This is a genomic window from Wolbachia pipientis, from assembly GCF_001752665.1.
Classification (GTDB): Bacteria; Pseudomonadota; Alphaproteobacteria; order Rickettsiales; family Anaplasmataceae; genus Wolbachia; species Wolbachia pipientis_A.
Genome location: NZ_MJMG01000001.1, coordinates 306,457 through 321,334 on the forward strand (window position 1 = coordinate 306,457; position 14,878 = coordinate 321,334).

The 14,878-nt window shown below is 31.9% G+C and carries 11 protein-coding genes and 1 pseudogene; 5 read left to right on the forward strand and 7 right to left on the reverse strand.

Going from position 1 to position 14,878, the window contains the following annotated elements:
- Positions 1–378: 378 nt before the first annotated feature.
- The 3 genes and pseudogenes from BIY23_RS05710 to BIY23_RS01550 all read left to right on the forward strand — a co-directional run.
- Positions 379–522: pseudogene (locus tag BIY23_RS05710) on the forward strand (IS5/IS1182 family transposase); the annotation flags it as partial.
- Between the two features lie 88 nt (positions 523–610).
- Entirely contained in the window at positions 611–2,578 is a 1,968-nt protein-coding gene (locus tag BIY23_RS01545) for a type IV secretory system conjugative DNA transfer family protein (protein WP_070064791.1), read from the forward strand.
- A 49-nt stretch (positions 2,579–2,627) separates the two neighbouring features.
- Positions 2,628–3,794, forward strand: coding sequence for an MFS transporter (locus BIY23_RS01550; protein ID WP_070064792.1), 1,167 nt, complete (start codon positions 2,628–2,630; stop codon positions 3,792–3,794).
- Positions 3,795–3,967: 173 nt separating this feature from the next.
- On the opposite strand, the gene BIY23_RS01555 is transcribed toward BIY23_RS01550, so the two are convergent.
- The 7 genes from BIY23_RS01555 to BIY23_RS01595 form a co-directional block, all read right to left on the reverse strand.
- Positions 3,968–4,297, reverse strand: a complete 330-nt coding sequence (locus BIY23_RS01555; protein ID WP_070064793.1) for a tetratricopeptide repeat protein — start codon at positions 4,295–4,297, stop codon at positions 3,968–3,970.
- Between the two features lie 13 nt (positions 4,298–4,310).
- The gene (locus BIY23_RS01560; RefSeq protein WP_070064794.1) at positions 4,311–4,550 is read right to left on the reverse strand and encodes a hypothetical protein; all 240 of its coding nucleotides are present in this window, start codon (positions 4,548–4,550) and stop codon (positions 4,311–4,313) included.
- A gap of 17 nt (positions 4,551–4,567) precedes the next feature.
- Positions 4,568–4,924, reverse strand: a complete 357-nt coding sequence (locus tag BIY23_RS01565; protein WP_148115199.1) for a hypothetical protein — start codon at positions 4,922–4,924, stop codon at positions 4,568–4,570.
- Between the two features lie 1,405 nt (positions 4,925–6,329).
- Positions 6,330–6,614, reverse strand: coding sequence for a hypothetical protein (locus BIY23_RS01580; RefSeq protein WP_070064798.1), 285 nt, complete (start codon positions 6,612–6,614; stop codon positions 6,330–6,332).
- 172 nt (positions 6,615–6,786) lie between these two features.
- Complete coding sequence (gene ligA, locus BIY23_RS01585) at positions 6,787–8,781, reverse strand: NAD-dependent DNA ligase LigA (protein WP_070064859.1); 1,995 nt, start codon at positions 8,779–8,781, stop codon at positions 6,787–6,789.
- Positions 8,782–8,789: 8 nt separating this feature from the next.
- A complete protein-coding gene (gene guaB, locus BIY23_RS01590) occupies positions 8,790–10,238 on the reverse strand; it encodes an IMP dehydrogenase (protein ID WP_070064799.1) in 1,449 nt (482 codons plus the stop codon).
- Positions 10,239–10,300: 62 nt separating this feature from the next.
- A complete protein-coding gene (locus tag BIY23_RS01595) occupies positions 10,301–13,996 on the reverse strand; it encodes a DEAD/DEAH box helicase family protein (RefSeq protein ID WP_186820129.1) in 3,696 nt (1,231 codons plus the stop codon).
- A 170-nt stretch (positions 13,997–14,166) separates the two neighbouring features.
- Between BIY23_RS01595 and BIY23_RS05300 the strand changes: the two genes are divergently transcribed.
- The gene (locus BIY23_RS05300) at positions 14,167–14,382 is read left to right on the forward strand and encodes a hypothetical protein (RefSeq protein WP_222523867.1); all 216 of its coding nucleotides are present in this window, start codon (positions 14,167–14,169) and stop codon (positions 14,380–14,382) included.
- Between the two features lie 17 nt (positions 14,383–14,399).
- On the forward strand, positions 14,400–14,789 hold the full coding sequence (locus BIY23_RS01605) for a hypothetical protein (protein WP_070064802.1): 390 nt from the start codon (positions 14,400–14,402) through the stop codon (positions 14,787–14,789).
- Positions 14,790–14,878 lie beyond the last annotated feature (89 nt).

A 14,878-nucleotide genomic window follows, 5' to 3' on the forward strand; every position in this document is an offset into this window, starting at 1 on the left:
ATTAAATATCTTTAAAGGTTTGTTTTTACAAGACCTTTTGCGAAATTAATGCTCAGAGAAGATTCTCTGGGATCCAAAAACTATTGAGTTGGATAGCCTTTATAGCGTATTTCATAATAGTTCGAATAGATCAAAAAGTAGTTTTTCCTATTTTGCACAAAGTGTCAAAAACAGAGATACTGCTAAAGAGAAAGGGTATGAAAAAGGTAAAGCGCCATATTCAGTAGATACGCAACGCATACAATTTACGTGACAAGAGACTGATAGGAGCGGTGCCATAGAAGTGATGCAAAAGAAAACCTTTTGGAGATCAAGAGTTGACTCAGGGAGAGAATTTTGCAACTAAGATAAAAGTGATGATTGGTACAACTGTTGAGACTGCATTCTTTTGTTGTACTGCCAACAAGATGGGTTGTGGAACGCTCCTTTGGACGATTATGGAAAAACTGCGAGAAACAGCTCAACACTAGCCTGCAAATGGTTGTTTTAGCTTTTGCTGTTTTACTTCTCAAAAGATTATGAACAGGTTCTAAGAAGTAAAAAAGATAAAATTCTTTTGTATTTCATAATTTTAAGTTATCATTATACTTAAAAAGTTTAGCTGTATAGTATGAGCAATAAACAAAGTCATTTACGCAATATTATTATAGCAAGCGTAGTATCTTTTAGTATACTAGAATTTTGCTTTTTCTTATCTGGCGTACTGTTTACTTTATTAGTATTTGGACCAGATAAAGTCGATTTTAGAGGAATTGACCCTAGTATAACAAAGTTCCCTGAGAGGTTATGGCCAACAATTTTTGATTACATAGAATTATTTTGGAATCACTCAGAGACTTATACACTAACGTCAAAGCTCGCACTGATTATTTCTTTTGTATCACCCATAGGCGTTTTGTTAATTGTCTTATGGAATTTGCGCGAAAGAATAATAGAGTGGAGGCCATTTAAGAAAAAAGAATCACTACATGGAGATTCTCGATGGGCATCAGAAAAAGATATACGAAAGATAGGATTAAGAAGCAAAGATGGGCTGTTATTAGGTAAAGACAAGAGAGGTTATTTTATTGCTGATGGATATCAACACGCATTACTCTTTGCACCTACAGGATCTGGTAAAGGTGTTGGTTTTGTAATTCCGAATCTCTTATTTTGGACTGATTCAGTAATTGTACACGATATAAAATTAGAAAATTACGAAATTACAAGCGGTTGGCGTAAACAACAAAAACAGAAAGTATATGTATGGAATCCAGCACAACCAGATGGGATAAGTCATTGTTATAATCCTTTAGAATGGATTAGTAGCAAACCAGGACAAATGGTAGATGATGTACAAAAAATAGCCAATCTGATAATGCCTGAACAAGATTTCTGGCAAAATGAGGCACGCAGCCTATTTGTTGGAGTAGTGTTATACCTAATTGCTGCACCAGAAAAAGTTAAGTCGTTTGGTGAGGTAGTACGTACTATGCGTAGCGATGATGTAGTCTATAACCTTGCTGTTGTGTTGGATACAATGGGTAAAATAATACACCCTGTTGCATATATGAATATTGCAGCCTTTTTACAAAAAGCTGATAAAGAAAGATCAGGTGTTGTATCAACTATGAACTCATCACTTGAACTATGGGCAAACCCATTGATTGATACTGCAACTGCAACAAGTGATTTCAATATTTTAGAATTTAAAAAGAAAAAAACCACAGTATATGTTGGATTAACTCCAGATAACTTAACTCGATTAAAACCTTTAATGCAGGTTTTTTATCAACAAGCAACTGAATTCTTGTGTAGAAAACTGCCATCTGATGATGAACCTTATGGTGTGCTATTTTTAATGGATGAGTTTCCTACGCTTGGAAAGATGGAACAGTTCCAAACAGGCATAGCTTATTTTCGTGGTTATAGGGTCAGGTTATTCCTAATTGTTCAAGATACAGAGCAACTTAAAGGAATATATGAAGAAGCTGGAATGAATTCATTCTTATCAAATTCAACTTATAGAATAACTTTTGCTGCTAATAACATGGAAACAGCTAATTTGATATCACAATTAATAGGCAATAAAACTGTTGAGCAGGAATCTTTGAATCGGCCAAAATTTTTAGATCTTAATCCAGCATCAAGGTCCTTACACATTTCTGAAACCCAGAGAGCTTTATTATTACCTCAAGAGGTTATAATGTTACCACGTGATGAACAGATTATTCTTATAGAATCTACTTATCCGATAAAATCAAAAAAGATCTTATATTATAGTGATAGCACTTTTACTAAAAAATTATTAAAACAGACTTATGTACCAACACAAGAACCTTACGATCCCAATAAAGTTTCTTCTAATAAAAAAGAAATCACAAGTGATACTAATAACGAAACCATAGAAGAATCTGATACAGTTACTACATATAACGCCCAAGATGAAGTATATAATGAACCAGATGAATTAAAACATGATGAATCTAAACATTATCATGAAGATGAATTGTTTGATGATGAAGAGTTCGAGGATGAAGAATTTGATGATGAAGAATTTGATGATGATAATTTAGGAAAAGACGAGAGAACAAGTTGACATACTGCATTTTGATAGTAACTATTCTATAGCAATAATTTATAATGAAATGCTATTGTTTTTTTTACTGGTTCTATCTTTAATTGCTCAGTACATTGAGCTTGATATAGCAGTCCCTAGTTTTCCTGATATAGCTAGCCACTTTCATGTCTCCTATAATGTTATTCAACAAACAGTTGTTTATAATTTTTTAGGTCTTTGCATAGGTGAGTTGCTATTTGGAGCATTATCTGAATTCTATGGTAGAAGAAAAATAATAATCATAGGTCATACATTGTTACTAATAGGCGCTACAGGTTGTGTTATTGCACAGTCAATATTTTGGTTATTAGTATTCCGTTTTATCCAAGGTATTGGAGCAGGTACTTCTGTAGTTATGTTTGCAATAGTTGCAGATTGCTATCAAGGTAATAAAGCTACAAAGTTTATCGGCATTATGAATGCAATTGTAACAATAGTTATTGCACTTGCACCAATTTTAGGTTCTCTTATTAATGAAGCTGTTGGGTGGCGTGGAATTTACACAAGTGTAGCAATTATTTGTATTATTTCTTGGATTTTACTGCTACTTTGGTTGCCTGAAACCAAAAAAGATTTGACAGTTTTTAATTTTAGAAAAATGGTAAAAGATTATCAAAGATTATTTTATGATATAAAATTCATTGCATTATCTTTAGTGCCAGGGCTTTTTTCTTCTATATATATTTCGTTTATCACTTGTGCACCGTCTCTATATATGGAAACATTTGCATTACCAGGTACTGTATATGCTATTCATCAAAGTGCAATTGTGGCATGTTATGCTCTAATTAGCTTGTTTTCTGGTGATATTGCACGATATTTTGGATATAGATGGTGCATAATAAATGGTACAATTATAATTGCTGTTGGTGCTTTATTCCTATTAATAACTAGTATCATTGTACCAGATTTCTCTGCTTTCATAACATTATCCATAGTTATTGCAACTATTGGCGGTGCGATTTGCCAGACAGTGATATTCAATATATTAATCAATATCTTTTCTGAAACTAAAGGTACTGCTTCTGCAGCGTCTATGTTTATCAGACATCTAGTACTGACAACGTTTACATGGTTATCAAGTTGTATTTACAACGGTCATATAATAAGTGTATCACTACTTATTTTATTAATAGTAACACTAGAATGTATCTTTACCGCATATTTACTTCAATCAACGCAATACTTGCGTTAACTATAGCTACAAGATTTTATAGCCCTTTCCTCATAGCCTGAAGATGATATAGTATAGCGTATTGCATAATAGTTCAAATAGATCATAAAACAGCAGAATCAATAGCTTGTCGAAAGATTTGAACAGAGCTTTTGCGCAATGTTTATAGATACATACTTCTCAAGTTCTTTCTACTATTTGGTAACCTCATTTGTAATTATCTGTTCTATTTCTATATCACTAGACAAAGATCCTGATAGCTGGATTTCATTACTATCATCATTGCTGGGCTGGTTTTCACTATGACATTTAATTTTTGATAAGCAAGAAAAGAAATCTGACGCTTCTTTTTCTCTATATAATCCTTGTAGGGTACATATTTTCCATGTATAAGCGTCTGTCAAAAGTTCCATACCTAATCCACAGCTATCACTAATTGCCTTATTATAATATTGAAAAGCATTTTCATATTCCCCCAATAAGAAATAGCAAATAGCTCGCATTAAGTAAGAGCGTGCTACCACAATATTACTTGCTTCATATGGCTTCTTGGTAATTTTTTAACGTATATCTTACTATTCCTCTGAAAAGAAGTGATTCTGTAAATTCCTTTTTTATATCAAAGTATATAAGATAATGAGTTGGAACAATATATCTATTCAGACTAGGCATTTCCTTAATAATATATGCAATTAACTTATTACTCTCCTTAATCAGACAATCTCGTGTTGCATTTATATTGGCATTTGACAAATCAATAGAGAAGGCAAGTAACATTAAAGTTGCCTATAAATTCAAAACATAATAATAGAGATGAGCCCTTGCTCTTCTGCACTTACCTCTATTAAATCCTCAGCACATTCGTTAAACTCGTCAAATTTTTTGAGATCTAAATAACACTTACAGCACATTAACAATGTTTGTTGCATAATGAAATTATCTCGTTCATCAGTACCAATGTAATTATAAAACTTATTGATCTTTGTAAATACTTCTAAAGCTTCATCATACCTTTCCAATCTGTACAGGCATTGACCATACAACATATATAGACTTACGCTCTCAAATAATTTCTGAATTTTTTCATCCGGCACATGAAGTTCATCGTCCTGAGTTTTATTTGACACCTGAGTTTCATCGTTTGGATACAAACTTTCATCTGATCACTCATTATGAGGGTTTTGTCAACTGCTAGTTCATATAATTCATTTGCATAACAGAACAGAAAATCAATTTCTTCTAGATGATATTTTGTTTCTTCTGTTTCTTGGGATGTGTCATAATACTGTCTTAAAAAATAATATGCCATTGTATTCTTATATAATATAGCCCTTTTTAAGTCTAAAAGAGCATTCTCATTCTGATTACCTAAATTTAACATTAACTCACCTTTTTTAAAGTATGCTTTTATCGAATTGTTTCTGAAACATGGTCATACCTAGCAAGTCTCTTGCTCAAGTATAAACATGCTTCTGCATTTCTACCTAATAATGCTCAGAGAAGATTTTCTGGGGTCCAAGAAACTATTAAGTTGGATAGCCTTTAAAACAAGGAAAATTTTATCAAAAAGAGACATTTTTTACTCTTTTGAATAATTTTCTGTTTCGCAAGAGATCTTTTTTCTTGTTGTTTTTTTTGTACAGATTATGGTAGACCGCTCTCCGATCAGTCTGTTNTTATCGCCTTTAGCAATTAACTTCATTATCGCTGCTTCAGTCACTACAGTATTGGGAGTTTACTTATTATATAAGGAAAGAAAAGGTTTTGAGCACAAAGATTACTTTAAATTATTAGGTATACTGATTGCTAATCTGGTAGCTTCAACAATTATTGGTCAGATTATAAATCCTTTATTTTCTGGAATAACTGCTACAAGTTTAATTACAGGATTGATTATAGGACCTGCAGCATTATTCTCTACTGTTGTGTGTATTTCACACTTAAGTTTCCTATGGAAAAAGGAAGCTGCTAAAGTTCTAAGAGATGACTGTATATTTGCATTACCTGGTTGTGTAGTAGGGTTACTTCTAAGCTCTGCATCTTTATCTCCATTAATGGTTGGCACTATTGCTGGTTCTGCTTTCTTCATTATAGTGTTGTTGATATCAGTAACATTTGCATTGTTAGAATGTGATCACCGCAATGAAGAAAAAGCAGAAGATATTTCGTGGTGTATAAGGTGTATAATTTTGCTGTGTACAGCAGCAGCAGTTGCTGCTGGTATGACTACCGTTGTAAATTCTGTATTTCCTAATGTAATGTTAGGGCCATTGTGGCAAGCAGCTTTAGCATGTGCAGCAATAGTGGAAGTGACAACACATGTGTCTTTTGCTTTGTATGATGTAGTAATAGATAGTGTAATAAATTATCCTCAGGTACGCGATCAAGATGTGTACTATGCAATTTAATAGTGATTTTCTATCATATCTTGTATTATATAAAAGTTTATTTACTACTCTTTTAACTATTTCCATATTAAAAGAAATTTTCAGCTCACGTTCTAAACCATCAACATTACCACCATAAAACACATGATTCTTATTGGTTCCCACTTCATTAAACACTACACACAACAATTCCTTTATCTAAAAAAGTATTATTTTTTATTTCCTCTAATAAGGGTTTATATTTTCTAATTATTCCATCTGCTTTGCCTTTTCTACGGTAATATCCTAATTCTACTTCTTGATCCCACAGATATTCAGATTTACTAATGGGTTGCATATGTTCATCTTTAATCTTTCTTAAGGAGTTAAATAACTTTTCTCTTTCTTGGATAGAAATATAACTATTATAAATTTTAATCATTCTATCTTGATTAAAAGTAGATAAAATAGACATATCAGTTTCTTGAGCAAAGCCTTCAAGATCTATTATACAACACTCAGAGACCTTAAATCACCATATTTTATAATCTCTTCTACTAGTGCATTTCTACTAGTTCATTGAATGTTTTCTTAGCCACCTTGATAAATATGATAATATTAAATTATCTTTTTCCAAAAAGCAATACTCATGATATCTTTTCTGTAACTGAAGTTAGCCTATGCCATTGATCTTCAGCTAAAATCTCTATACCAAGCTCTAGCGCTTTTTTATATTTTGATCCTGGATTACTTCCTACCACTAAATAATTAGTTTTATTGGAAAGACTGGAACTCACTATTGCTCCTAAAGCTTTAGCTTTATTTTTAGCTTCGTCCCTACTTATAGTTAAAGTGCCAGTAAAGACTACAGTTTTATTACAAAAAATTGAACCATTCTCATAATCAATAGAATGAATACTTAAATAAGATGCAAGATCATTTAATATCTTTATATTATATTGATTGGAAAAAAATATTTCTAAATATTTTACAGTTTCCACACCTATGTTAGCTATACACAATAACTCATGCATGACTGTTTCATTTGATGGTAATGCAACCATGGATTGGTACCAATTTTTATAAGACGAGTAATAATGTGCAAGTAATGCTGCAGTGACTTGACCTATAGAGCGAATTCCTAAAGAAAATATGAACCTATCTAAAGTAATTGCTTTTTTTCTTCTTATAGAATCTATTAACTTAGTGACAGATCTTTCACCCCATCCCTCTTGTCCTGATAAATCAAAACTTTTTAGCTTGTCTTCTAAAATAAAAATGTCAGTAACCTGGGTTATTAAGCCAAGAGTATAGAAAAATATTATCTGTTTTTCTCCCAATCCCTCAATATCAAATGCGTCTTTAGATATAAAGTGCTTTAATTTGGCTATAATTTGTGCTTTACAGATAAATTCACCAGTACATCTAATTATTGTGGCCCCTTCTAATGGACTACCGCACTCAGGACAAGTTTTAGGAAATATAAATTCATGTACATTTGCAGATCTAACGCTTTTATCTACTTCAATTACTTGTGGAATTACATCTCCTGCACGTTTTACAGTAACAATATCCCCTTCCCTTATATCTTTACGTTTGACTTCATCTTGATTATGTAAACTTGCCCTACTTACTAATACTCCACCAATATTAACAGGCACTAACTCTGCAACTGGAGTTAAAGTTCCTGTTCTTCCAACTTGTATAGATATTTTAGTTAATTTAGTTTTTGCACAAATAGCAGGAAACTTATACGCAATTGCAAAACGCGGAGCTTTACTGGTGTTGCCCAAACGATTTTGTAATGATAAATTATTTACTTTATAAACTATACCGTCAATGTCATAACCTAAATCATAACGGCAACCATAAAGTTCATTATAAAATTCCAACATCTCATCTAAATTTCTTGCTAAAAATTGATGATTATTTACACAAAAACCAAGCAATTGCAAACTATGTAGTACTTCATATTGCGTTTGCATGATTCCACCTATAATAGAATATGCAAAGTATTTAAGTGATCTACTTGCTGTCACAGTTGCATCTAACTGCTTAAGAGAACCTGAAGCAGCATTACGCGGGTTAGCAAACTCATTAAGTTTAATAAAATCCTCGTTAGCAATGTATATCTCACCTCTTACTTCTAATCTACCTTTAATATCAGCTAAAAATTTAGGAAAATCTTTTATAGTTTCAACATTACATGTGATATTTTCACCAATGTGACCATCACCACGAGTCGCAGCCCTAACAAATACCCCATCCTCATATACTGCTGAAAATGATACACCATCTATTTTGGGTTCACACATTATTTCCAATTCACTGATATTTAAAAATCTCTTAACTCTAGATAGAAATCTTTCCATGTCACCATTATCATAAGCATTATCAAGAGAAAGCATAGGCTCTATATGTTTTACCTGAGAAAATCTATCATCAGGCATAGCACCAATATCATTGTAATTTTCTTGAAATTCAGGTATCTGTTCTGCTATCTCAGATACTCTTTTTTTAAGAGCATCATATTCAGCATCAGTAATTTCTGGTTCGCTCTTGTGATAATATAATATATTGTGGCGATTGATTTGTTTGCGTAACAAATTAAGTTCCAACTTTAATTCTTCCAGATCCGCCACAATTATAATCAACCATCGTAATTTGGAGCTTCTCGTGTAATGATAACATCATGCACGTGGCTTTCACGTAATCCTGCAGAAGTAATTGTAACAAATTTACAATTTTTTTTCATCTCTTTAATATCTCTGTTGCCAGTATATCCCATTGCAGCTTTAAGCCCACCAACCAATTGATGTATAACTTGCGATGCTGGGCCTTTAAATGGCACACGGCCTTCCACACCTTCTGGAACCAATTTCATTTTTGAATCTTTATCCTGATAATAGCGGCTTGCAGATCCTCTCTTCATCGCGCTGATAGAACCCATACCACGATAGCTCTTGTATGCTCTACCCTTGTAAATAATAACCTCACCTGGACTTTCATCTGTACCAGCAAAAATTGATCCTATCATGACAGAATCTGCACCAGCTGCAATAGCTTTAGCAATATCTCCTGAATACTTTATTCCACCATCAGCAATTAAACGAACATTCCTTATTTTGCATATTTCTGCAATATTTTTAATTGCAGAAAACTGCGGAATACCAACACCAGTAACTATTCGTGTAGTGCATATTGAACCAGGCCCCATACCTACTTTAACTGCATCCACACCTGCATCAATTAATGATTCTGCTGCTTCTTGTGTTGCAATGTTACCACCTATTATTTGTATATCTGGATACATTTTTCTAATTTCCTTAATAGTATTAATCACACCAGCAGAATGTCCGTGTGCAGTGTCCAATATCACTACATCAACTTCTTCTCCAATTAATGCTTCACATCGTTCAACACCATCTTTTCTACCAGTACCAATTGCTGCCGCAACTCTTAAACGTCCTTTACTATCCTTAGATGAATTTGGATATTTACTATATTTTTCAATATCCTTCACTGTAATCAAACCAATACAATGAAAATTTTTATCTATCACTAATAGTTTCTCTATTCTGTTCTTATGGAGTAATTTCATTGCAGATATATTATCTACCTCGTTTTCATGCACTGTAACTAATTTATCACGTGTCATTACTTCAGAAACCTTTACACTGGTATCGTCAATGAATCTAATATCGCGATTTGTTAAAATCCCCACCAATTTTTGTTGATCAACTACTGGAATACCAGAGTAATTATACTCTTTCATTAGTAAAATAGCTTCTTCCACTGTTTTAGTTGGTGCAATAGTAATTGGATCATATACAATCCAATTTTCATATTTCTTTACCTTCCGCACTTCTGCAATTTGCTCATCAATCGATAAATTTTTATGTATACAACCTATACCTCCATGCTGAGCGATAACTATTGCAAAACGAGACTCAGTTACAGTATCCATAGCAGAAGAGATAAGAGGTATACTCAATTCTATATCATTTGTTAAGTAGGTCCGTGTGTCGACATCACGTGGCAACATATCGGAATATGCAGGAAATAAGAGTATATCATCAAATGAGTAGCAGAGCTCCATTATTTTGACATTTATTCATAGTTTAAGCTTAACAATAAATATTTGTATGACAACAAAATATCTTAACTTGTTACTGGCATAAAAGCATCTTTCCCCTCTTGTTGATTAATCAGGTTAATTATACCTTGAACATTAATAACACTGTTAACCTCTTCTTGCTTGTCTATAAGCTCTAATTTATTCATATCAAGCAGTACATCTTTATTAATGTTAATATCAAATAAAAATCCTGTAAATGCATCTCTATTCAACTGCATAAATGTAAATAGCAGACACCACGCAGACATAAAAATGCTAACAGAAATGCTAACAAATGGGTCCATAAAATGGATAGGAATAGTTTGTGCAAAAGCCGTAATATCGATAGGAATAGTTTGTGTAAAAGATGTAATAGTGTAGAATAAAGAATCTATATAATTTATAGGAATAACTTTTATAGTACGCGTAAGTGAATACTTACACAAATCCCAGAAATAAATTATGGCCGATGTTGTCACTATATTATAAACAAAATTAACCAAGTAGTATCCCAGAGAGTATAGATCGACTTCTTTCTGTTCCCACTTGATAGAGAATTGTTCCCACGTGTAATAAGATCTAGCATCTAGTGCTTCGAGTACTTTATAATGTACCCCTAAACAAGACGCAGAATTATTATTATCATCTATAGAGTAATAATACTTTTGACATTTAACAATTTCATTGTTTACTTTATTGATATACTTTACAATATTTAATAATTCTAAACACTGATATTTACCCATCATTTTTTCTTGCGATAAGTTAGTTAAATCTGTCTTGAATTGTATTATTTTATTCAACCTATCTTTATTATCATCACGTGGGTATAATACATTAAGTATTGTTAACAAGTCACTTTCCGATAAGGCAGAAATAGATTGATCAAGTACATTAATATATATTTTACTTTGCACAAGATTTAATATTTTTTTCATATCTTGATTGCTATACTTATTAGCTAGTTCATAAGCCTTGTTCATGACTTTTTGACATTTTAATACTCTTTCAAGGCTGTAGTTATTGACTATATGAATATATGTGATAGCTTTATTGCAGTTAACATTCTTACCTATATTTAATGCGTGTTGCACTTTAAATATTATTCTATCAGAAGCAACCCATAGATAATATATAGCCTTCATCATTATACTTACAACAGAATACCCCATCCTATATAAAATATCTAATCTACCTTTGTTTCTGATTCTGTCTTCGTATTTGGAAAGATATTTTTCTGTATCCTTTAAGGTTTTCTTCAGATCCTTCAATGTTTCTTTTTCATTGAAGTGATTCATCTTATGTAATTCTTGATAAGTTTTAAAAACTAATGCATTAATGTAACCCTTTAAAATGTCATACCTTAAACCTTCATGTTCAGCTTTTTTATTTATCACATTAGCAACATATATTTCTATCTGTTGTTTTAGCTCTATACCAATTCTACCTTTTTTTAACTTATTGAATTTTTTCTGAGCAGGCAACAAAACCTTTTTGAAAAAAGCCGTTTGTTCTAAATTTAACTTATTTAGCACATCTTCTACAAACAATTTAGTTTTACGGCCATAAGCAACAAAAAACCACGACTGTCTATAAGGGTTACGTTCTCTATTCCTACCAAGGTTTTGCAGTGTATCTGAAGGATTATTAAATTCACTATAAGATTGCGTAAACATTGATACAACATGGTTGTATTCACTATCAAATCCACGACCTTTTGATCCATCTACAAGGGTTATTAAACCACATTTAGCTAACGTTTCGATATCACAATCGTCATAATCACAATACTCAGCATCACATTTGCCATCATTATATGATATCTTGAAAAAAGGTTTCTTTTCTGCAATATGAAGATCATTGCTATCAAATCCTGCAAATATACACTTATTTTGTTTACAGAATAAATTTAAATTATCACAGCTTTTCATAAACCTGTGCATTAAAAAATGCAGCTCGTTACTTAAGCGCCAGTTATCTATAATTAACTTTTGATTATCACCCGAGTAATTTGTGAGAAATAAAATAACATCTTTGATTTGTGGCAATAACTGATTTCTTGCAAAGTCTTTACTAAAACCTTTCTCTTCTAGAAAACAGATAAGCTTTTCAATATCACGCTCTTCTATTTTTCCATCAGGACAATCTATTAGGAGTTTATTACATATCAAATTTACTAACTTTAGTAAATCTTCTTTCCTCTGTTTATCCAGCTCAGTATTATCGTATCCTGTCAAATATTGAAGTGTAAGGTCTATAAACCCGTGTAGCACCCTATATTTTAAGTATTGAGGAGTACTATTTGTAAGATCAATTTTATCTTTTAACTTTGATATACAATCTTCTGATATATTAGGATATTGCTGCTTAATACAGTTTACAAAATTTTGTTCACGCAACTTTAGTCTATAGTATCCATAACTTACATCTTCAGGTTCGATTTGATTATAAAGAGCATGACGCTTCAGAGGTAATATTTTACCATTTTGATATATTTTATCTTCATTTTGCAAAATAAAATTAAGATTCATTATATTATCTATGTCATTAGCTAAGATTAGAGCACTCTCTGTTATAGGGCTATGCACATTCCATCTTATCAACGATAATACTTCTTTTGCATTTTGCGGATCTATAATACAAGAAACAATTTCTCTGTATTTAAAAGTTTCTTCACATTGTTCAATATATTCATATGCTGGACTAGGCTCTTCATACTCAAACAAATTTTTTAAATTAGCAATAAATCTTTTTAAATAAGCAGCCCCTACATCTAAATCAAATACTTTTTTGCATACATAGCAAACAATACACGTGAGCAATACAGTAATGACCATGAGCACACACCCAATTATCAGATTATTTATCATAAAAGAGGCTAAACCAACACCAGAGGTCAAACCAATCTTTGCTGTAGCACAAGGAATAAATTTGTTTAAAACTAGCGATAGTAAAAAGTAAGGCATTACTTCTGTAAATAAAGATACAGCAACCACTAATTTAAACTTTGTTGCATAGTTCGTTTTTGTAATCACATTCTCAGCTCTTATTACAGAGATAATGCATTTTCTATTGGACCTTGCAGGACTGATAATTTTGCCACATATGTTACTGAATCTTGCATCTGGTGTTGCAGTCCAATAAAATGGGTTATATTCTGTATGAAGTTTACGTAAATTATTAAACGATACTTCATCATGAATACTGTCAGCCTCATCAACACTAATCAATAGCTCTTGTTTTTGTTGATCGAATAAAACTGCTCGTAATTTCTTAAAATTTTCTTCTTTGAAAAGCAAACTATGTTGTACTATTAGTGTAGTAGGTCCAGCATTTTTTTGTTGTAAGAGATTTATTAATTCATCTATAGAATATGCTGTACAAATATTCACAGGAAACGCACCACTGATCATGTCTTTAGCCTGATTCATTAGAGAGCTCTGATTTGGCACAGCAATAAGATGACTATATCCTGCTTGAGCTGATATATAACTCAACAATCCAATATCATATGTCTTTCCATACCCAGTTTCAGCATCAATCATAATACTATAGTTATCTTTAGTAGAATCCTCCAAATGATTCAGTATACTTTCTACAATAACCTTACGACGGCTTGGAATAATACCTGCTTTTGAGTCACCAAATTTTATTTGAGATTCATTATTTACAATTGCAGACTCTAATCTAGTCAAAACTTCTCTTAGATTTTCTACTATGGCATTTCTTTTATACGGCATACTCTTACTTCCATATTTAATATATAAGCTATAATTCATTATATATAAGTTATATATATAAGCTATAATTTTTTACGCATTACGCAATGCCAAAACAAATGCCCATTGAATTTCTGTGGACGATTAGTTCAGTTCTGTTATTAAGCAGAGCAGATTTCAGTGAGAAAATTATGCAGAAAATAAACAAAATATGCACAAGAATAGAACAAAAAATCAAACCACAAATAAACAATAAACATATAAAACTCAGAAAAATCAGAGAAAGTGCAGTGATTAACGGAACATTCAAAAGTGTAGAAATAGATAATAAAACATTCTATATAGAATTTTCTCAAGAAAAATGTTGCACAGACAATACGAGGTATACAAGCTTTAGAGTTCAATAGAAGTAATTCAAAATTGGGTGGTAAGTATAGGTGATAACGAAATAGAGATAAAAATTGAAAGAGATCTTCAAAGGAATTATACCAACATATCAGATAATAGAGCGGTTATCTTAACGTTTTACACTAGCTTAGGTAAACTCAATATTAAGTTATATTATACTAAAGAAGATTATCATAATATACATGTCAAAGTTGAAAATCAAAACTTCTGGAATGCACTACAAAAAATTAGAGAAATAGTAGGTAAAGAGTTCCTATTAGAAGTTATGCCAGTTAAAACTGTTATAGAAAAAGGAAGCTTTAGTAGATACCAAAAATTCCAACAAGGTGAAACTTTATGGACAGATAGAGCAACACAAAAGAATGTACCTACCCAAAAACCCAAGATAGTCATGGATCAACTGTGAAATTCACTACCAGAATCATAGCACTTATACTTCAGTATATTAATTGCTTCTACGTTCTTTTCACTTTATTATCAGTACTACTGATGATC